This is a genomic window from Exiguobacterium sp. s6, from assembly GCF_018618155.1.
Taxonomy (GTDB): domain Bacteria; phylum Bacillota; class Bacilli; order Exiguobacteriales; family Exiguobacteriaceae; genus Exiguobacterium; species Exiguobacterium mexicanum_A.
In genome coordinates this window covers 418,461-438,802 of record NZ_JACSLN010000001.1, presented here as the reverse complement: position 1 = coordinate 438,802, position 20,342 = coordinate 418,461, and the positions used below count along the sequence as shown (strand labels likewise).

The window sequence follows — 20,342 nt, the reverse complement described above, 5'->3', positions numbered from 1 at the left end:
CTCATTCGCTGTCGTTGACAGCTCCCTCCTTTTCTAACATCTTTGATATCGGTTGAATAGAATAACCGTCTCGATGTAAGGTTTCAATCACATCCGGTAAAACGTCTAAGGTGTGTGACTCGTCAAGCAGGTGCATCGTGATGATGCTCCCTGGTTCGACAGCTGTCATAATCCGGTCATAAACTTCTTCAGGTTCAATCTCCATATTCCAATCCCACGAGGCAATGTCATAGAGCATAATATAATCGACGCCCGTAGCTGTAATCACCCGAGCCGCTTCATCCGTCATGATGCCTTGAGCTGGGCGGAAATAATTCAGTGGTTTCTCTTGGAGCGCTTCCGTCAAAATTTCATCAGAACGCACCACATCTTGTTGTAGTTCATCAGTCGTCATCTCTGTGACCACTTGGTGGTGATAAGAGTGACTTGCGATTTCATGACCTCGCTCTAAAATCAAACGGGCAAGTTGCGGATTCTGCTCCACGCCCCTCGTAATCAAGAAAAATGTTGCTTTTACGTTATATCGGTCTAATACATCAAGCAATTCTAATGTTCTCGTTTCACTCGCCCAATCATCAAATGTCAACGCAACTTTTCGTTCGTCTGTTTGAAATTGGCGAATCACTTTTGGCTGTGTAGCTTCATCAAACGATTGCTCTTTAAGACCATTCGAAGGAATCGTACGTCCAGTGACATAGCTCATATTCTCTAGCTCTTCTAACGTGGAGAACACATATTTTCGGTCATTCATTCTTTCTGCTAACAAATCAATCAATGGGATAATTTCAGGATTCAAATATGTATTTAACTCAATGATTGCTCCGCGAGAAACAAACCGGTCAATGTAGGCAAGCATCTCTTCTGCAGACTGCATCATTCGATCTTTCGGATTAATAGTCGACGTAACGACCCGTTGGTCCAATTGAGAGGCGGCCAATTCAAAGTATTCTGTGCTATCGCCTGATTTAGAACGGACGTATTCAGGATCAAGTGAAAACCGATCTCGTAACACTTGATCAGCTAGAAATATTTCACGATATGCGTCTTCGTAAGATAGTTTGTCGGGTGCTACTAAATTGAGTGTATTGTTTTGAACGGAATGACCAGCATCAATAATCGTCTCAATCAGCTCTGGATTTTCTGCTGCCTGCATGCCCGGCACGAAAAAAGTCGCTGTGATATTTGAACGTTTCAACGCGTCCAATAATTCCATCATCGTCTGATCGTCTGCCAAACCATTAAATGTGAGTGCAATAGAAGGATTTGTCGTTTGTACTGTAGTTAGGGGAGGTAGAGCCGGAAGTGATGCTTTTGGAATCTCAAGCGATGGTTTCACTGTTTCAATTACTTTCTCATCTTGGCAGGCCGCGAGGAGAACCATACTGACTAATATTGAGGATATGAATGAATAGAATTTCATATGATGTTCCTTTCATTTCTGTAATGATGATTTCAAGTACAATACGTCCATCATAAAAAAATGTTTCATAAAGAGGATGTGATTTTTCAATGTTTGGTCAATATTTAGGTGTATAGCTCTATTCCAATGTGCAACTATACGCCTAATCCTATCCTTATATCTCATCTTTTTAAGATTTTTGTCTAAATAAAGAAATCTGAAAATTCCTAAATGTAAGCGTTGACATTTTGTTTTGACACGTGCTACATTTCAAGTATCAAATAACAACTGAACGGTCTCCTGCGCAGGAATGTTACCTTTAGTGGGCATAACCTGACTCGAGTCAGATGGTAGACGTGATTTCACGTATCTCATCTGACACGGGTCAGGTTTTTTATTTGACGCAAACCAAAAATCTAACGAAAAAGGAAGGTAATGGACATGAAGTACGAACAGCTCGCACGCGACATTATCCAGCAAGTCGGCGGCAAAGAGAACGTCAACAGCGTCGTCCACTGTATTACCCGTTTGCGTTTCAAATTGAAAGACGAAAGCAAGGCAAACACGGAAGCCATCAAAAACATGGACGGTGTCGTCACCGTCATGAAGAGTGGCGGCCAATACCAGGTCGTCATCGGCAACCACGTCCCGGACGTGTATAAAGCGGTCGTTGAAGTCGGCGGCTTCCAAAACCAGTCACCTGTTGAAGAAGAGGACGGCCCGAAAGGATCATTGTTCAGTCGGTTCATCGATATCATCTCTAGCATTTTCACCCCTGTCCTCGGCGTCTTGGCCGCGACCGGGATGATCAAAGGGTTCAACGCCCTCTTCGTTGCCCTCGGTTGGCTCGACGCCACATCTGGCACGTATCAGCTGTTGAACGCCATCGGCGACTCGTTGTTCTACTTCTTCCCGATCTTCCTCGGCTATACGGCCATTAAGAAGTTCGGCGGCAGTCCGTTCATCGGGATGGCCATCGGGGCGGCGCTCGTCTATCCGACGCTGTCGACGCTCACGGCCGGTGACCCGCTCTACACCGTCTTCGCCGGCACCATGTTCGAGTCACCGATCCACATCACGTTCCTCGGTGTCCCGGTCATCTTGATGACGTATTCGACATCGGTCATCCCAATCATCATCGCGGCGTTCTTCGCAGCGAAGCTTGAGAACTTCTTGAAGACGGTCATTCCAGACGTCGTCAAAATGTTCATCGTCCCGTTACTTACATTACTCATCATCGTCCCGCTCACGTTCATCTTGATCGGACCGATCGCGACGTGGGCCGGTATGTTGCTCGGTAGCGCCACGGTCGCCGTCTACAACTTGAGCCCGCTCGTCGCTGGTCTCTTCCTCGGTGGCTTATGGCAAGTGTTCGTCATCTTCGGTTTGCACTGGGGCCTTGTCCCGGTTGCCATCAACAACTTGACGTCGCTTGGGTCAGACCCTGTACTCGCACTCGTCTTCGCCGCCTCATTCGCGCAAATCGGTGCCGTACTCGCAGTCTTCCTTCGCATTAAAAATCAAAAGATCAAAACGCTCAGTATCCCGGCCTTCATCTCAGGCATCTTCGGTGTCACCGAGCCGGCCATCTACGGGGTCACGCTTCCACTTAAAAAACCGTTCATCATGAGCTGTATCGGTGGTGCCGTCGGTGGTGGAATCATGGGCATCATGGGTACACAAGTGTATATGATCGGCGGACTCGGCGTCTTCGGTTACCCGTCGAACATCTCACCGGAAGGACTCACGACTGGCTTCTACGGATCACTCATCGGGACGGCCGTCGCCTTCGTCGTCGGTTTCGTCTTGACGTACTTGTTCGGTGGCGTCAACAAAGCGGTCGCCGCGACGCCACAACCAGAAGTCACACCGGTCGCAGAAGAAGTATCAGCCACAAAAGTCGGCCAGGAGCAGATCCTTAGCCCACTCGCCGGGAACGTCGTCAACTTGAAAGACATCTCGGACGTCGCCTTCTCATCCGGCTCGCTCGGCCAAGGCGTCGCCATCGAACCGACGGAAGGCAAGCTCGTCGCCCCGGTCGCTGGGACGGTGTCCGCCCTCTTCCCGACGCATCACGCTATCGGCATCACGACCGAGACGGGCGCTGAGGTGCTCATCCATATCGGCATGGACACGGTTCAACTCGAAGGCAAACACTTTAAAGCACACGTCACGCAAGGCGAGTTCGTCGAGAAAGGACAGCTGTTGATTGAGTTCGACCTCGACGCAATCAAACGCTCTGGCCGTGCCCTCACGACACCGGTCATCGTCACGAACCGGAAAGTGATTTCACCGAGCCGCGCCACAAACGTTCGCTCAGGCGAAGCCTTGTTTGTCATCAACGAATAAATGTGGGAGGGCTCGTCCCTCCCCTATCTGAGAAAGGATGGATTTAATGAGTTTTCCAAACGGATTTTTATGGGGCGGCGCCATCGCCGCGAACCAAGCTGAAGGTGCGTACTTAGAAGGTGGCAAAGGCTTGACGACAGTCGACTTGTTGCCGACCGGGAAGAAGCGGTTCGACGTCATGTTCGGCGACTTGCCGTCACTCGAGCCGGTGCCAGGCGAGTTTTATCCGTCACACGAAGCGATCGACTTCTATCACCGTTATAAAGAAGATATCGCGCTGTTCGCCGAGATGGGCTTCAAGGCACTCCGCCTGTCGATCTCATGGGCCCGCATCTTCCCGAACGGCGACGACGCCGAGCCGAACGAGGCCGGGCTACAGTTTTATGACGACGTCTTCGACGAACTGTTGAAGCATGGGATTGAACCGGTCGTCACGATCGCCCACTTCGACGTTCCGGTCAGCCTCATCCAAAACTACGGTAGTTGGCGCGACCGTCGTGTCGTCGACTTCTTCGAGACGTACGCGACGACGCTGTTCACCCGCTATAACGGTAAAGTGAAATATTGGATGACGTTCAATGAGATCAATATGCTGTTGCACTTGCCGTTCATCGGCGCCGGTCTCGTCTTCGAAGACGGGGAGGACAAGCAGCAAGTGAAATACCAGGCGGCCCATCATCAGCTCGTCGCGAGTGCGAAAGCGGTCAAGGCGGCGCACACCATCAATCCTGACATGCAAGTCGGCTGCATGCTCGCGGCCGGTCAGACGTACGCCTACTCGTGCAACCCGGACGACGTCTTAGACGCGATGGACAAGGACCGTGAATCGTTCTTCTTCATCGATGTCCAGTCGCGCGGCGAGTACCCGGGCTATGCCAAACGTTTCCTCGACGAAAACGGCATCACGCTCCAAATGGAAGACGGCGACCTCGAGTTGTTGAAACAGCACACCGTCGACTATATCGGCTTCAGCTATTATGCGAGCCGGACGACGAGCACGGACCCGGAGATCAACGTATTGACCGAAGGCAACATCTTCAGCTCGCTCGAGAACCCATTCCTCGAGAAGTCGGAATGGGGCTGGACAATCGATCCGACCGGCTTCCGCATCACGGCGAACCAGCTGTACGACCGCTATCAGAAGCCACTGTTCGTCGTCGAGAACGGACTCGGTGCCGTCGACGCGCCAGACGCGAACGGCTACGTCGAGGACGATTACCGCATCGACTATATTGCGAAACATATCGAACAAATGCATGAGGCCATCAAGGACGGCGTCGAGATTCTCGGCTACACGAGCTGGGGCCCAATCGACTTGGTCAGCGCCTCGACCGGCGAGATGAAGAAACGTTACGGTTTCATCTATGTCGACAAAGACAACGCCGGAACTGGTACGCTCGCCCGCTCGAAGAAGAAGAGCTTTGATTGGTACAAGCAAGTTATCGCGACGAATGGAGAAGAAGTGACGCTCAAGGCGTCTGTAGAGAAATGAGAAAAACGCAGGTTGGCTTAATGCCAACCTGCGTTTCGTTTATAAATATTTTTTTATTGCTGTCACCGGATAGTTCGCAGCCTCCTACGTATGATCCGCGCGAAGTGTCGCATTGGACACTAGGAAGTAGTCGTACCTGACTTTACCTGGCTGATTCGGAACGGGGTCGTTCCACGTCTTGTCGAGGTGATACCATTCCCCATCGATTTTGACGAGGTTCCAAGCGTGAAGACCGGTTTCGACTTCCCCTGAGGTATATTTCGTCTCGACTCCGGTCGCTTCTAATAAAAGCAATGTCGTCAGCGCATACCCTTCACAGACACCTTCGCCGTTGAACAAAATCGAGTAAGGCGTATACGGGCTCGCGTAGCTGTCCAAGTTATAGGCCGTGTTCAAGACGACATAATCGTTCACGTATTTCACTTTCTCAAAGTGGTTCAATCCGACCGGCATCTCCGCGAATACTTGGTCGACACGTGCTTGAATTTGGTTCGCCTGTTCGGTCGTCATGTCATAGGTGATGTCGAGCTCGACATCGACGTATCCTCCGTAATCCGTAACCTGCGTTTCCCATTGCCGAGACAAGCGATAGACGTAAATATGATTCGCCTCGAGCCAGTCGCCTGCCTGTTCCATCATTTGTTCAAAGTTTTTGCTGTCCCCGATATAACGGACGGCAAACGACTCATCGAACTGGCTCATATGATAAGCGAGCACCATACCTAATTCTTCTGGTGAAGCAATCTGACCTGGTAACTCGAATGTGTCTCCGAGAAGCGCGGTCGTCTCACTTACGACAGGTTTTGGTTCGAATTGTTTCGCAGGGTTATGTTCGTGCCGCTTTAATTCACTCTTAAGTGAATGAAGTTGATTGTTTGTATAAAACCAAATTATTAGGTGGCATCGAAAATCACTAAGAAGTATTAAAATGATTTTTTGTTGTATTTTTTGCTAATGATGGATATATTTTAACTTTCTTCTCGATATTTGAACGAAGAACAGCTGAATGTATATGCCAAGCTTACGAGTAAAGCCCTTCGTAACTGTGAGTCACAGAGACGAAGGGCTTTACTTTGCTCTCTATTCAACTTAACGCGATATTCAACAGTAGTGAGGATAGACGAAGTTTTCTTTGAGAAATCCTACATCTCGTTTGATGTGTATCCATCGACGGGAACTAAAGCGATTCAGACTCTATTACGTCGATAATTTGAAATATATTTTCCCTTTTGCCCGAGAGATGTCACCGAAACACCATTTTTCTGGACGATCAATCATAACTTGATACAGAATTTGACCGTAAAATTGAGCTGCAAATGTATCGTCTTTTTGACAGGCAATCCAAATGGGTCCATATAGCGTTCCTCTCCAGTCACTCCCTGGAATTCAACTCGATGTATGCACTTCTCCACAATCAATCACTCGATTTAATTCTTCAACAATCACCCGATAATCTTCATTGTTCAAGCTTTTCATCCGTTGCTTAAACGATTTTTCGTAAGCCACCACGGTGATTTGTTTGCCTTCAATTAAGTAGAGCATATCCATTCCTCCTCGAGGTCAAATGCGTCAAAAAATTAATTTGTCTGGGATAAGCGCAAAATTTCTGCCGCGGCTTTAAATCTCATTTCGGGATCCTTAGACTCAAGCAATGACACCATGACTTCCTTTGCTCGATTTTGTACATCTGCCGTGAATAGTTCTGACTTCAATGAAGATTCTTTTGGAGGAGACAGGATAAATGGGTTACTCCCATCATCCTCGAAATTAAGAAACGTTCCAAGTTCCGCTTCTTCGACCGTTCCGGAGAACTTTGTGATAATCCCTCTGTTTTTAACAAACTCAATCACATCATGATTTAGATTTGCTTTTGCGACAGTAGCAACCCATTCAACACTTCGACGATGACACATACCTTCCTCATTGTCATAGGCAGGTTCATAATAATATGGCCCAACAAGCCCAATATGGACGATGACTCCGACCGGGACTAAAATAACATCTTTTTCTTGAATCACGTTCACAAATGTATTCACGGCACCGGTATACGCTCCTAGTTGCTGACCTGTGTATCCATATGCTTGCTCAAGTCTTTCTCGAATTCCTTCACGATTGATTCCCTTCAAATCTCCGATCCCAGGCCAACCGATGCAGACAAATCCTTCATCAAGAAATAACTTCCATCGTTCAATGCCATGCGGACGACTCTTCAATTGAAATATTTGTTTCATAACAAACACTCTCCTACTCTTAGGGTTCTTTAGAATATAATAAGAATAAATCATAGTTTCGTTTTTGTCAAACCTTTAAAGACCCAAAGAGTTTAATGGTTTGAATGAGTTTAAACTATGGGTGCTTTTTATTGAAACCGTACGATGAAAAAACGGCATTCTTATAAAAAGAATACCGTCTCGTTCATCATAAAATCTGGAGTTGTAATCCTGACACATCTTATTCGAACACTCTTGCAATCATAAAGAGCGTTTCCTTTTGGTATATCCACTTCAATTTGTTTGAGCTTATTTTCTGCCATCTTGTATGGTCTCGTCAATCATTTCGAAGGTGCAATGAAACTACTTTTAGCTCTTAAACCGTTTGATACTGCTTCAAACTCTTTCAGTTGATCGATTGTTCCAGAAAGAAGTCCACCTTCGTCATCAAGAATATTCGTCTCAAGCAATCCTTTTGAAAGTTGCGCAATGAGAAGGCTCGTATGAACGGTTTCTTTCTCTTCTTTAGTAAATTGCTTCCAATCAGTTTTAAACTGAATGATTTTTCTAAGGTCTTTATCTGCTTTTAGCTGTAGTTTTCGAATGTCGAGTAATAGGATGTTGAATGAGTTCGTCACATTATAAATATTTTCAAGTGCCGTCGTAAAGATTTGTTGTTGTTCGTGTTTTACTTTGGCTTTAGCTACTTCAGTTCTAGCCTCTTCGAGTTTTTGTGTTGCGATTGAATCCATCACAAAACCCCCGACTGCGATGGCTGGACCAGCCACCAATCCACCAAGTGCTAATGTTCCCCCTGCTATTCCGTAACCACCTGCTGCAAGCGACCCACCACCTAAATAAGCAAGAGTGGCATTTGTAGCAGCTACGCCAGTCAACGAGGTACCTATAGAAGCAGACCCAAGAGACATTATGCCTGAATATGCACCAAATGCTACAAATGCTCCTGTACCTGCAGAAAACGTGACATTTGAAAGAATATTTGTCATTTCAATTGTGTAGCTTTTTAATTCATTAAAAATTTCTTGTTCTGATTTTGTTAAAATTTTCGAATTCATATTCCGAACTTTGTTCATTCTTTCAATATATTTTTCGATTTGTTTTAAAAGTTTAAGTTTTTCTTCACCCAATTTTTCAAGAGATGCATTTGAAGAGACACGTATTTCTTCAATTTCACTTTGCCCTTTTTTTAACAAATAGTTAGCATTTTTTGTGATTCGATTAGCCTCATCACTCTTCTCGATGGCATCGATTCCTTTTTTCACACCCACAGCTCCTGCTACGACAGCTGCTCCTGCTAAAATAAATGGGATTGGCATCTTGTTTCCTCCTGGACATTATAATATGAATGGAATCGTTGAATCTGACATCATCTCATCGAATTCGTCAAAATTCGTCAATCGTAATTTGATTTCAAATTGTTCAGCAAGCCGTATAATTGATTGATTTATTTGTTCTGGCGTAATCGCATACCTAATTTCCCTCATCATAGAATGAATCGTTTCCCACTCCAACGTATCGCGTTCACCAATTTGAATCACTTCTTGATGCAATAAGCTTAATTGCTTCGTCATTTCCAAGCAAAACACTTCAATCTCTAATCGTTTCTCCTTCGCGAGTTTCGCCTTTCGGTTAAGGCGAATCAACTCTTTAACCACATATTGCCCAGCTGCATAACCAATCATCCCAGGTATAGTCAGTATAAGTGGGTTTAACGTATTCGGGACTGCTTGTTTGACTGCCGTCGTTAAAAATGCCGCAGCGAATGTTCCAGTAACGTGTTCGCTTGTATCAGTCAAAAAATCGATAACCTGATAGTTCGAATCATTTAAAAGTCGATATATATTTTGACTGAGATCAACTGAAGAATTAAGGATTTGTCCAATCACATTTGTCTTTGCAATCTGTTTTGCTATAGCTTTTGAGGATGCACTCAACTGACCTTGAATCAATACTGTCGCTCCTGTAATAACATAATTCGAAAGTGTGCTCGTAGCGACAATCTTGGCATAATCGCCCCCCGCTTCTTTCCACGTGTATGCTTCGTCCACGATTAAACGATGTAAAATAAAAGGTGACGCTAAGACACTACTTATAGTCGCCCCTTGGAGAGCAGCCTGTTTACCTGCGACATGGGCTTCCTTGACACTTCGTTTCAAGTGTTCGCGCAATGGTCGCAGTCGATGATTCATCGCATCGCTTTGGGAGCCGCCATCAATTAGCCGAGACTTTACAGATTCGGCATTTTTCTTTTTATCGAGAATTTGTTGAGCTTTCTCAACCTCACCTCGTTGTCTCAACCGATTAATTTGCTCATTATAGCTGTCGATTCGCTTAGTTAAATACTGATGCGCATCGTTCAGCTGTTCAGTCGGAATTGCTAGCCATTGGTCTTGATATTTTCCGAATTCTTTTTTCGTAAGAAACTGTCTGACGTTTTCCGCACCTGTCTTCCCTCTGAACTTGAGTTGGACACTAGATTGATGAATACGTTCACCTGTTCGCTCGTCAATCCAGACAATATCGGCGGTCGGATCGTTGACTTGCCCGAGTTCGTCCGTGCGGTAGGCACGAATGTTCGACTTGTTTCGAATTGCATGAATGTTGTCGCGCGTGACCATATTAATTTCGGCGTCAAAGCCCGCCTGCTGTTTCAAATTCTGGGCGCTATAATCAGGATGAATTTTACTCTTAGCGACCGCTTTATGTCCTTTAGCCCCATTTTGACCTCTATATCCTCGAATCAATTCTTTTTGGACCAGTGTTTCTCTTGTCAATAAGGCATCGAGACTCGATTGGCCCCCTGATCGGATCAAACGCTTCCGTTTAGTATGTATGTGTTCCATCAGAGGCCTCCTTTTTTAGCGTCTGACACACCGCACTGTTGGATAAAACATATTCATCCCAACTCATCTCAGAAGCAAATAAGATGTCATATCCTTCAGTGATACGGCAGTACAAGGGTCTTGTCTCATAAATAGAGCATTGATGGTACTCATTCAAGTGAATACATGTCCCGTTACCGTCATCAAATTCTTCAAATCCAGGAATCATACCAATTTTTCGACAACATAGCCCACATGAATCACAAGGGAAAGTGCGCGCCTTCACGATAACGCCCACACTCCTTCCTAAATAAGATACTTGAATTATATACTTTATTATTGGTTTATACTGCTAAAAAAACATTGTAGGTTCCTTATTTTTACTATTGAGGATTGAGCATTACCACAATTAGTAAGATAAATAAACCTCATCATAAAAACTCATCATACAATCGCATGATGAGTTCCAAAAAAATGATTCATTCTACACTGAACTTATAAACCGTCCTCGAGTGATACAACTCCTCGGGTTTCAGTTCGATCGATGTGGCGATGTCTGGATGGTTCGGTGCGTCCGGGAACGCTTGCGCTTCTAAACAAATTGCACTATGTTTCTGCCGTCCCTCAAGCGTGACCGGTGTCTCTTCACTGAGGAAGTTGGCTGTATAGACGACCATGACCGGTTGATTCGTCTCGACGTCCATGACGCGTCCGCTCACCGGATCATACAACCGGGTCACCCCGTCCTTCAACAGGAACGGATGATCCAATCCACCAGCCTTGACGATGGCTTCGTCCTGCGACGAAATCGCCTCACCGACTGGTTTCCCGTCACGGAAGTCGAACGGTGTCGCCTCCACTTCAAGCAACTCTCCCGTCGGCAACGACTCGTCATCGAGTCGTGCCACTCGGTCAGCCGGTAGCGTCAACACATGGTCATGAATCGTCGGGCGTCCGCCGAGATTGAAATAGTTGTGATGGTTCAAGTTGACCCACGTCCGTTCGTCCGTCTGGGCCGTCATCGTGACGACGAGCTCGTTGTCGTCCGTCAACTCATAGACGACCTTGAACGTGACGTTGCCGGGATACCCTTCTTCCCCGTCCGGGCTCACATACGTAAAGGTAATCGCCTGCCCTTCGACGTCCATGTCCCAATGCCGGGACGTGATGCCTTCGTCTCCACCGTGGATATGATGCGTGGCCTCGCTTGGGGTCAAGGCCACGCCATCAATCTCCGCATTGCGAATCCGTCCGGCAATCCGTCCGACGACGGAACCGAGATAGACCGGGTTCTCCAGGTATTGCTCGGGACTGCCATATTTCAAAATGACAGAGTCCATGTTCCCGTCACGGTCCGGTGCCGTCAGCTCGGTCATGGCACACCCGTATGAAATGGCCGACAAGCGCATACCGTTCTTGTTTTCAATCGTTGCTTCTCTCAACTGGCTCACCTACTTCAACTAGTTTACCTGTTCATTCCCGTAGTCGTCGCTCCGTACTCCACTTTATCGACGTGACTCAAAAACGCGTTCATGAATGCGGTGAAACGTTCCTGTCCTTCCGGCGTCTGTTTGAATACGCCCGCGTCCTCGAGTCCTTTGACGAACTTGTCGACGACGGCCTGGTCGACGATTGTCTTCGCGTCGCCTGACTTCGTCTTCAACTCGTCCGCCCACGCGCGGTGCATGTCCGCGACGTCAACATCTTCTCCGGCCACATAGCGGACGACTTGTTCGAGTTCGGTCTTCAGTCGGGCCGGCAATACGGCGAGCCCCATCACTTCGATCAAGCCGATATTCTCGCGTTTGATGTGGTGGACGTCAGCGTGCGGATGAAAGATGCCGTCCGGATGTTCGTCGCTCGTCCGATTGTTGCGAAGGACGAGGTCGAGCTCATAGCGACCGTCGCGCCGGCGCGCAATCGGCGTCACCGTATTGTGACGGGTCTCACCCGAATACGGGACGATGTCACCTTCGGCATACTCCTTCCAATGCCCGAGCAACTGATTCGCCAACATGACGAGCTGCTCTTTCTGCCGTGAGCGGAGCCGCACGACCGAGAGTGGCCAATAGAGCGTCTCGATTTCGACTTGATCGTAACGGTCCGAGCGATACGTCGAGACGACCTTGGCATCATCCATCGCAAACCGGTAGCGGCCGGCCTGGTAATGGTCGTGCGTCAAAATCGATCCACCAACGATTGGCAAGTCCGCGTTTGACCCAGCGAAGTAATGCGGGAACTGTGACACGAAGTCGAGCAGACGCTCGAACGCGCCCCGGTCGATGACCATGTCCCGCACTTCGTTCGACAACAAAATCGAGTGCTCGTTGTAATAGAGATACGGCGAGTATTGGAACGACCATGCCTGCCCGCCGAGTGTGAGTGGGATGATGCGGTGGTTGGCCCGGGCCGGATGTTTCAAGTGGCCGCCGTAACCTTCGTTCTCAATCGCGAGCAGCCCTTTCGGATAGTTCGTCTCCGGCGTCGGTTGCAGGCGGGCCCGGGCGATCTCGCGCGGGTCCTTCTCCGGCTTCGACAGGTTGATGGTGATATCGAGCGTGCCGTAGCGGGTCGGTGCCTGGTACGTGATGTTGTTGGCAATCCGTTTCGTCTGGATATAGTTCGAGGCTTGGCTCATCTTATAGAAGAAATCCGTCGCCGCTTCAACATCGGCAGCTCGAAGCGCGTTGAACGTGCGCGTCACCTCGGACGGTTTCGAGACAAACACGTCCATGACCTCGGCCATGAACCGGTCCTTCTCTTCGAGCAAGTCGTCGACGAGCCCGCGTTCGACCGCGTGTTCTGTCAATGTCTCGAGCAGATTCGGGATCGAGTCGTGCGGGACGAACGTCGGTTTCGTGAAATCGAGCTGACCGATTCGGGCGAGGACACGGTTCCGTGAATAGACACGGTCTTGTTCCGTGATCAGTTCCTCCCGAATCGCCGCCTCGACGAGTGCTTCAATCGTAGATTCAATCATCGTCTCACCCCTTCGACATGTTTATAGCCTTCTGGATGATGCTTGTGCCAGTTCCAGGCGTCGGCCAAAATGACATCGACCGTCGACCGTTCCGGCACCCAGCTGAGCACTTGCTTCGCCTTGTCCGGTGACGCGATCAGCATCGCCGGGTCACCGGCACGACGGACGCCCATCTGCACCGGGATGGCATGTCCCGTCACGCGACGGGCCGCCTCGATGATTTCGAGCACCGACAGTCCTGTCTCCGTGCCGAGATTGAACACGTCGCTCGCACCACCTTGTTTCAAATAATCGAGCGCGCGCACGTGGGCGTCGACGAGGTCTTGCACGTGGATGTAATCGCGGATACATGTCCCGTCCGGCGTCTGGTAATCGTCGCCGAACACGGTGATGGCGTCACGCTTCCCGTTCGCCACTTCGAGCACGAGCGGGATGAGGTGCGTCTCCGGCATATGGTCCTCCCCGATCTCACCGGTCGGGTCGGAACCGGCGACGTTGAAGTAACGAAGCGCCACGAAACGGATACCGAAGGCACGGTCGCACCATTTCATCATCGTCTCCATCGCGAGCTTCGTCGCCCCGTACGTGTTCGTCGGGTTCGTCGCGGCCGTCTCGCGGATCGGCATCTCGTCCTGGTCGCCATATGTCGCGGCCGTCGAGGAGAAGACGATCCGTGTCACGCCATGTTTCCGCATCGTCTCGAGCAACACTTGGGTCCCGAAGACGTTGTTGTCGTAATACTTCAACGGCTCCTCCATCGACTCGCCGACGAGTGAGTTGGCCGCGAAATGGAGCACCTCGGTGATCGACTCGTTCGCGAACGTCTGGTCCATGAAGGCACGGTCGCGGATATCCCCTTTAAATAAGCGGACCTGTTCCGGTATCGACTCGATATGCCCGGTCTGAAGATTGTCGATCACGATGACGTCTTCCCCGCGCGCGAGCAAGGCGCGGACTGCATGGGAGCCGATATAACCGGCCCCTCCGACGACGAGTACACTCATTTCACTTCCTCCTCTACGAGTTCACGCGCGCCGTCCCCGACGGACGCGATATAAAATGTCGGCGCGTAGCCGATCTCTGTTTCATATACGGTCGACACCGTCTGCATGACTGCTTCCGTCGCCGTCTTGTCGACGATCGCGATGGCACAGCCGCCGAAGCCGGCGCCGGTCATCCGGCTGCCGATGACGCCGTCGCAACTTTGTGTCGCGGCGACGAGCGTGTCGAGCTCGCGACCCGTCACTTCGTAGTCATCTTTCAGTGACGCGTGCGAGTCGTTCATCAGTTGCCCGAACGCGTCGAGCCGTCCATCCTCTAGCGCGATGAAGGCGAGCTTCGTCCGCTCGTTCTCCGAGATGGCGTGTCGCGCCCGCTTGCGAAGTGTCTCCGGGAGCTCGTCCGCCACCGTCTCGAACGTCTCGACCGACAGTTGACCGAGCGAGGCGACGTCGAAATGCTGTTGCAGGAGGCCGAGCGCCGTATCGCACTCGGTGCGGCGTTCGTTATATTTCGAGTCGGCGAGTTCGCGGCGTTTGTTCGTGTTCATAATCAAGATGTCATAGCCGTCGAGTTTGATCGGTGCGTAGTCGTGATGGAGCGTGTCGCAATCGAGCAGGATGGCGTGGTCCGCTTTCCCCATCCCGATGGCGAACTGGTCCATGATGCCGGAGTTGACGCCGATGAAGTCGTTCTCGACGCGCTGTCCGAGATGGACGAGGTCAATCCGTTCGAGACCGAGTCCGTATACCTCATTGATCATGAGCGCCGTCACGAGTTCGAGCGAGGCCGACGATGACAAGCCGGCACCGTTCGGGATATTGCCGGCGAGGAGGAAATCGAATCCTCCGACCGCGTGCCCGTCCGCGCGCAGGAGCGCGACGACGCCTTTGACGTAGTTCGCCCAGTCGTGGCGCGTCTCATACGTCCCATCCGTCAGCGGGAACGAGATGATGCCGACGTCCTCGAAGTTGAGCGAGTAGACGCGGATCAGTTCATCTTCACGCTTCCGGACGAGTCCGTACGTGCCGAACGTGATGGCACATGGGAAGACGTGGCCTCCGTTGTAATCGGTGTGTTCGCCAATCAAGTTGATGCGGCCCGGTGCGAAGAAGCTTCGCTCGGGGCTTGCCGAGAACACGGTCTCGAACTGTTCGTTCAGGTGTGCTGAATCAAATGAAAGCATACGACTCCATCCCTTTCTTTGCTCATGCCGGGCGGATGACCAGGCAATACGCGTCATAGTCCTGTTGTTGTGTGAGTGTGAGGCCTTGTTCCATCAAATAGCGTCCGCTCACGCGTCGGTCGTCATAGACGTAGACGCGCTCCGGGTCGAGCCCGGCGAGTTTGATGCGCAATCGGTTCTTACCGTAATGACGACGGTCGGCGTTGACGAGGACGACATAGTCCTCACCGTCCGTGTAACCCATCGCATGCACCCCGTCCGTTTTGAGCGAGGCAAGGCGATAGCTCGTACCGTGCTGAACGAGCGGGCGGATCGACTTGTATGTCTTGATCCATTGTGCCGCCTCAACAAGCTCGTCCTTGCTCCATTCGAGCAGGTTGCCGCCGATACCGAGCGTGCCTTGCATCGCGCTGACGAAGCGATAACTGAGCGGGAGCGATCGACCGTTTAACCAGTTCGGCGCGTCCGTCACCCAGCAGCTCATCATCTTGGCGTTATAGGCGTACGAGAAGCCTTCCTGAATCTCGAGCCGGTCAAGCGCATCGGTGTTGTCGCTCGTCCAGACTTGTTCGACGCGCGTCAGCACACCGAGGTCAATCCGTCCCCCGCCGCCGGCACATGACTCGAAAGCGACGTCCGGGTGTTTCGCCCGGAGCGTGTCGAGGATGCGATAGACGGCTTCCGTATGACGGAGCCACAGCTCTTTCGCGTCCCGTAACTGCGGACTGTCCGGCTCTGAGAAGGCCCGGTTCATATCCCACTTGATATAGCGGATCGCGTGATTCGACAGCAAATCGTCCAATAGGCCGGTCACGTGCGCCTCGACTTCCGGGAGCGCCAAGTTCAACACGAACTGGTTGCGCGACGTCGTCGATGGGCGTCCGTCCGTCTGGTAAATCCAATCAGGATGCGCCCGGTACAAATCGGAGTCCGGGTTGACCATCTCCGGTTCGACCCAGAGGCCGAACTGGAGGCCTTTGTCCTCGACGTAACGGATGAGCGGCTCGAGCCCGTTCGGGAACTTCGTCGTGTTGACGTGCCAATCGCCGAGACCGGCCGCGTCCGAGTTGCGTTCGCCGAACCAGCCATCATCGACAACGAACAGCTCGCAGCCGATATTTGCCGCCTTATCGACGAGCCGTTTCTGCCCGTCCTCGCTGACGTCGAAATACGTCGCTTCCCATGAGTTATACAAGACAGGTCGGAGCATCTCGCGCGTCCGTTCCGGCATGATGACGTCGCGCTCAAAATCGTGCGCGTTCCGGCTCATGCCGCCAAAACCCTGTTGCGTGTAACCGATATAGCCGGTCGGTGTCGTGACCGATTCACCCGCTTGAAGTCTCTTCGCGAAGTCGAACGGGTTGAGCCCGCCCGTCACTTGCGTAAAACCGAACTGGTCACGTTCGAAATGAATCGCCCAGTTGCCAGAGTGACCGAGGAAGCCGTAAATGACTTCACCGTTCGTCTCCGTCGCCGACTGATCCAGTGCGAACCACGGATTGCTTTGGTGGCTCGTCAAGCCGCGGCGGCTCTCGATCGTCTTCTTACCTGGGAGCAACTCGCCTTGCTGCAGCTGGAACTCGCTCGTCCACGCCCCTGAGAAATGACTGAGGCGAAGTTTGCGTTCCGTCAATCCGAGGCTGAACGACTGTGCGCTCTCGAGCGTCACCGTCTCCCTTGCCTTGAGCGTCATATGGCGGGCGATCATGTCATACGCCGCATACACCGTGAAGTGGAGCGTGACGGTCAACTGTTGAATCGAATCGACCAAGTCGATCTCAAGCGTGTCGCCATCGATGCGGGCATCTTGGAACGTAAAAGCATGTAGCCGTTCACGTTCCGTATGGCTCTTCAACGTCGGCTCCGTATAGACGAGGTCGCCGAACGAGGCGAACTCGTACGCGGCGACGCCTTCTGGTGTCTCGAATGACGAATGCAAAATACGTGCGTCCGGCAGCTCGCCGTAATCGTCTTCATGAAGACGGCCGCCGAGATATTGATGGACGAGTCGTCCGCGGGCGTCGACGTCGAACACGTAGGCGAGGCTTTTTCCTTCAATCACGAAGCGGTTGTCGAAGCAGTAGATCATTCCCCCACCTCCTGCTTCAAGATGACGACGTCGAGCGGGTTGAGCTCGAGCTTGCCTGATACTGCATCCCCGTCGAGCGTCTGCCAGTCGCCTGACACGTCGACCGTCGACGTCACGTCCGTCGAGTGGTTTAGATAGAAGCGGATGACGTAACCGTCGCCGTGGCGGTCGACTTTCTCGACGTCGTCCGGGAGACGGTTCGCATCGATGCCGGCGCGTGTGAGCGCCTCGTTGTAAATCGTATCAAGCATCGCATCATCGACCGATGAGCCGATGTACGTCACGTCGCCTTTGTACGTGTGGCGCGTGACGGCGGCCGTCCCTTTGTAGAACGCCTGCTCATACGTCGCGAGCACGTCGGCACCCTTCGGAGTGATCAAATCGCACCAGATGTTCGCCTCGGACACATAGTCACCGAGTCTAACTTGGTTCGACTGGACCGCCTGTAAGCTCTCGTACTCATCGATCTCGATGCCGGCATATTTTGCGAACTTGCCCGGGAGCGTGTCGAAGTGACAACGGTTGATTGGGTCTTTGACGCCCGTCCGGTACGTGAAGATGACGTGGCCACCGTTCTCGATATAGTCGATGAGCGAGGCATCGAACGTGTCATTTCCGAGGAAATAGAGCGGCACGACGACGAGTTTGTAGCGGTCGAGCGCATCGCCTGGGAAGACGATGTCCGTGTTGACGCCTTGGCGGACAGCTGCCCCGTAAAAGCGGACGAACTCCTGTTTGAAGTTGAACGCGTCCGAGTGCAGCTGATGCGTCCACGCCCATAAGTTCTCTTGGTCGAAGTAGACGGCGACGTCGGCCTTGTATTCGGCCGCGTTGATTAGATCGCCATGCGTCGAGAGCTCTTTCATGACGCCCTGCACTTCATCGAACTTCCGTTTCGGCTTGCCGTCGTGATCGATGATGCCGTGGCAGAACTCCTCGGTCCCGAAATGGGCGGCCCGGAAACGGAAATAGACGATCGCTTCGGCGCCGCGCGCAACGGCCTGATGCGTCCACAGACGGATGTGGCCCGGTCTTGGCAAGTAGCCGATCCGGCTCCAGCCTTGCGCACCACTGAGCTGCTCCATCACCCAGAAGCCTTTGCCTTGTTTTGACGAGCGACACAAGTCATGGTCGTGCGCCGTCTTCTCGAAACGGTTAGGCTCCGGCAACCCGCCCCAGACAGGATAGTTGTCGAACGAGACGTAATCGAGGTCTTGGGCCATCTGTTGCTGGTTGATCGCCATGTCGCTATAGACGAGGTTATGTGTGATGAACGCATCGTCATGGATGAGCGGCCGGAGCGTGTCGACTTGGAGCTTGTTGAACGAACGGTACGCGTCCGAACAGAAGCGGTCGAAATCGACGAGGAGCGACGGGTTGTGCTCTTGGAACACGGTACGAGGGACCGGAATCTGACTCCATGCCGAGTATGTATGGCTCCAGAAGACGGTCCCCCAGGCCGCGTTCAACGCGTCGAGCGTCTCATAGCGGTCTTTTAGCCAGGCTTGGAACGCGACTTGATCGACGTCGCCGTACGAGCGATCCGATTTCTCGTGGCCGTACTCGTTGTCGGTCTGCCAGCCGATGACGGCCGGATGCTTCCCGTAACGTTCCGCCATCTTCCGCGTGATGCGCTCGCAATACTCGCGGTATACCGGACTGTTCACCGTATAGTGGCGGCGGGCGCCGAAACTGATGCGGACCCCGTCCGCCGTCACCGGCAAGATGTCCGGATATTTCTCGATCAACCAGGCCGGTGGCGTCGCCGTCGGCGTGCCGAGGATGACGTCGAAGTCCTTGCCGAACGTGTCGACGACCTCGTCCCAAAATGAGAAGTCGAACTCGCCATCGGCCGGCTCCATCATCGTCCACGCGAACTCCGCCATCCGGATCACGTTGACCCCAAGCTCTTTCATCAAGCGGACGTCCTCGTCCCATAGGGCGCGGTCCGTCTGTTCTGGGTAATAATCTACACCTACATACATTTGATTCACCTCAATCGATTATTTGACCGCTCCCGAAGTCATGCCTTTCTGTAAGAAGCGTTGGAAGAAGATATAGAACACCATCGTCGGCAAGCTGATCAACACGAGCGAGGCGTATAGTTTACCTGGATCACCACCGAGCGCTTCCGTGAAGAACGTCGGGGCCATCGTCACCGTCTGATAGGCCGGGTCCGTCATGAACGTGAGGACCATCAAATACTCGTTCCACGAGTTGAGGAACGCATAGATCGTCGCCGTCGCAAGTGCCGGCTTGGCGAGCGGCATCATGATCTTATAGAAGATTTGGAACGTCGTCGCCCCGTCGATATGGGCTGCTTCCATCAGTTCGTTCGGCAGCTCGTCGAAGTAACTCTTGATGAGCATCAGCCCGAACGGGAGGAAGAACGCCACCTCGGCGCCGATCAATCCCCAGTAGCTGTTCAAGCCGTCAAGGTTGCGCAGCGTGAAGAAGAGCGGGACGATGAGCGACGCGACCGGCAACATGAGCCCGGCCAAGACGAGGTTGAAGAGTAACCGTTTCCCCGCGAACTCGAGCTTCGAGAAGCCGAACGCCGCAAAGGCGAGGAACGAGATCGAGATGATGATCATAAAGAACGCGACGATGAAACTGTTAAAGACGAACTGAGGGAAGTTCGGGTTCTGTAACGTCGCGATATAGTTACTGAAGCCGTTGACCCGTAAACTCTCTTTGAACATGACGAAGATCGGGAACAACCAAATGACCGCCATGAGCGACAAGCCGAGATTGGTGAGCCATCTTCCTTTTTTCGTTTGGATTTCCATGGGTAT

General features: G+C 51.6%; 16 protein-coding genes. 2 read left to right on the top strand and 14 right to left on the bottom strand.

From position 1 onward, the window contains the following. Position 1: 1 nt before the first annotated feature. Positions 2–1,420 carry a polysaccharide deacetylase family protein gene (locus KNP75_RS02325; RefSeq protein WP_215189667.1) on the bottom strand — a complete coding sequence of 473 codons (1,419 nt, stop codon included), beginning with the start codon at positions 1,418–1,420 and terminating at the stop codon, positions 2–4. A 420-nt stretch (positions 1,421–1,840) separates the two neighbouring features. Here KNP75_RS02325 and KNP75_RS02320 point away from each other — a divergent pair, with 420 nt between their 5' ends. After that, entirely contained in the window at positions 1,841–3,748 is a 1,908-nt protein-coding gene (locus KNP75_RS02320; RefSeq protein ID WP_215189664.1) for a beta-glucoside-specific PTS transporter subunit IIABC, read from the top strand. A 37-nt stretch (positions 3,749–3,785) separates the two neighbouring features. Beyond that, a complete protein-coding gene (locus tag KNP75_RS02315) occupies positions 3,786–5,240 on the top strand; it encodes a 6-phospho-beta-glucosidase (RefSeq protein ID WP_215189662.1) in 1,455 nt (484 codons plus the stop codon). A gap of 84 nt (positions 5,241–5,324) precedes the next feature. On the opposite strand, the gene KNP75_RS02310 is transcribed toward KNP75_RS02315, so the two are convergent. From KNP75_RS02310 to KNP75_RS02255, 13 genes are all read right to left on the bottom strand, one after another. Next, positions 5,325–5,960, bottom strand: coding sequence for a transglutaminase domain-containing protein (locus tag KNP75_RS02310; RefSeq protein WP_215189660.1), 636 nt, complete (start codon positions 5,958–5,960; stop codon positions 5,325–5,327). Between the two features lie 666 nt (positions 5,961–6,626). Continuing rightward, on the bottom strand, positions 6,627–6,782 hold the full coding sequence (locus KNP75_RS02305) for a hypothetical protein (protein WP_215189658.1): 156 nt from the start codon (positions 6,780–6,782) through the stop codon (positions 6,627–6,629). A gap of 35 nt (positions 6,783–6,817) precedes the next feature. Beyond that, positions 6,818–7,471 (bottom strand): hypothetical protein, encoded by a 654-nt coding sequence (locus KNP75_RS02300; protein WP_215189656.1) that lies wholly within the window; start codon positions 7,469–7,471, stop codon positions 6,818–6,820. A 320-nt stretch (positions 7,472–7,791) separates the two neighbouring features. Then, complete coding sequence (locus KNP75_RS02295; protein WP_215189654.1) at positions 7,792–8,787, bottom strand: hypothetical protein; 996 nt, start codon at positions 8,785–8,787, stop codon at positions 7,792–7,794. Between the two features lie 18 nt (positions 8,788–8,805). Then, the gene (locus KNP75_RS02290) at positions 8,806–10,314 is read right to left on the bottom strand and encodes a hypothetical protein (protein WP_215189652.1); all 1,509 of its coding nucleotides are present in this window, start codon (positions 10,312–10,314) and stop codon (positions 8,806–8,808) included. Next, the gene (locus tag KNP75_RS15795; protein ID WP_353049029.1) at positions 10,295–10,579 is read right to left on the bottom strand and encodes a YkgJ family cysteine cluster protein; all 285 of its coding nucleotides are present in this window, start codon (positions 10,577–10,579) and stop codon (positions 10,295–10,297) included. Before KNP75_RS15795 ends, KNP75_RS02290 begins: the two co-directional genes overlap by 20 nt. Positions 10,580–10,772: 193 nt before the next feature. Further along, positions 10,773–11,744 (bottom strand): aldose epimerase family protein, encoded by a 972-nt coding sequence (locus KNP75_RS02285; RefSeq protein WP_353049015.1) that lies wholly within the window; start codon positions 11,742–11,744, stop codon positions 10,773–10,775. A 14-nt stretch (positions 11,745–11,758) separates the two neighbouring features. After that, the gene (locus KNP75_RS02280; protein ID WP_215189648.1) at positions 11,759–13,273 is read right to left on the bottom strand and encodes a UDP-glucose--hexose-1-phosphate uridylyltransferase; all 1,515 of its coding nucleotides are present in this window, start codon (positions 13,271–13,273) and stop codon (positions 11,759–11,761) included. Beyond that, complete coding sequence (galE, locus tag KNP75_RS02275) at positions 13,270–14,277, bottom strand: UDP-glucose 4-epimerase GalE (protein WP_215189646.1); 1,008 nt, start codon at positions 14,275–14,277, stop codon at positions 13,270–13,272. Before galE ends, KNP75_RS02280 begins: the two co-directional genes overlap by 4 nt. Next, positions 14,274–15,458 carry a galactokinase gene (locus KNP75_RS02270; RefSeq protein WP_215189644.1) on the bottom strand — a complete coding sequence of 395 codons (1,185 nt, stop codon included), beginning with the start codon at positions 15,456–15,458 and terminating at the stop codon, positions 14,274–14,276. Before KNP75_RS02270 ends, galE begins: the two co-directional genes overlap by 4 nt. A 22-nt stretch (positions 15,459–15,480) precedes the next feature. After that, positions 15,481–17,547 carry an alpha-galactosidase gene (locus KNP75_RS02265; RefSeq protein WP_215189642.1) on the bottom strand — a complete coding sequence of 689 codons (2,067 nt, stop codon included), beginning with the start codon at positions 17,545–17,547 and terminating at the stop codon, positions 15,481–15,483. Beyond that, positions 17,544–19,532, bottom strand: a complete 1,989-nt coding sequence (locus tag KNP75_RS02260; RefSeq protein ID WP_215189640.1) for a beta-galactosidase — start codon at positions 19,530–19,532, stop codon at positions 17,544–17,546. The genes KNP75_RS02265 and KNP75_RS02260 overlap by 4 nt, the downstream gene beginning before the upstream one ends. A gap of 18 nt (positions 19,533–19,550) precedes the next feature. Next, positions 19,551–20,336 carry a carbohydrate ABC transporter permease gene (locus KNP75_RS02255; protein ID WP_131472964.1) on the bottom strand — a complete coding sequence of 262 codons (786 nt, stop codon included), beginning with the start codon at positions 20,334–20,336 and terminating at the stop codon, positions 19,551–19,553. Between the last annotated feature and the right edge of the window lie 6 nt (positions 20,337–20,342).

What these genes read in the sequence shown, in the direction of transcription:
- KNP75_RS02290 (WP_215189652.1), bottom strand. Translation starts at nt 10,314, where the DNA reads ATGGAACACATACATACTAAACGGAAGCGTTTGATCCGATCAGGGGGC.
- KNP75_RS02320 (WP_215189664.1), top strand. Translation starts at nt 1,841, where the DNA reads ATGAAGTACGAACAGCTCGCACGCGACATTATCCAGCAAGTCGGCGGC.
- KNP75_RS02300 (WP_215189656.1), bottom strand. Translation starts at nt 7,471, where the DNA reads ATGAAACAAATATTTCAATTGAAGAGTCGTCCGCATGGCATTGAACGA.
- galE (WP_215189646.1), bottom strand. Translation starts at nt 14,277, where the DNA reads ATGAGTGTACTCGTCGTCGGAGGGGCCGGTTATATCGGCTCCCATGCA.
- KNP75_RS02295 (WP_215189654.1), bottom strand. Translation starts at nt 8,787, where the DNA reads ATGCCAATCCCATTTATTTTAGCAGGAGCAGCTGTCGTAGCAGGAGCT.
- KNP75_RS02305 (WP_215189658.1), bottom strand. Translation starts at nt 6,782, where the DNA reads ATGCTCTACTTAATTGAAGGCAAACAAATCACCGTGGTGGCTTACGAA.
- KNP75_RS02265 (WP_215189642.1), bottom strand. Translation starts at nt 17,547, where the DNA reads ATGATCTACTGCTTCGACAACCGCTTCGTGATTGAAGGAAAAAGCCTC.
- KNP75_RS02270 (WP_215189644.1), bottom strand. Translation starts at nt 15,458, where the DNA reads ATGCTTTCATTTGATTCAGCACACCTGAACGAACAGTTCGAGACCGTG.
- KNP75_RS02315 (WP_215189662.1), top strand. Translation starts at nt 3,786, where the DNA reads ATGGATTTAATGAGTTTTCCAAACGGATTTTTATGGGGCGGCGCCATC.
- KNP75_RS02260 (WP_215189640.1), bottom strand. Translation starts at nt 19,532, where the DNA reads ATGTATGTAGGTGTAGATTATTACCCAGAACAGACGGACCGCGCCCTA.
- KNP75_RS02280 (WP_215189648.1), bottom strand. Translation starts at nt 13,273, where the DNA reads ATGATTGAATCTACGATTGAAGCACTCGTCGAGGCGGCGATTCGGGAG.
- KNP75_RS02325 (WP_215189667.1), bottom strand. Translation starts at nt 1,420, where the DNA reads ATGAAATTCTATTCATTCATATCCTCAATATTAGTCAGTATGGTTCTC.
- KNP75_RS02310 (WP_215189660.1), bottom strand. Translation starts at nt 5,960, where the DNA reads ATGGTGCTCGCTTATCATATGAGCCAGTTCGATGAGTCGTTTGCCGTC.
- KNP75_RS02255 (WP_131472964.1), bottom strand. Translation starts at nt 20,336, where the DNA reads ATGGAAATCCAAACGAAAAAAGGAAGATGGCTCACCAATCTCGGCTTG.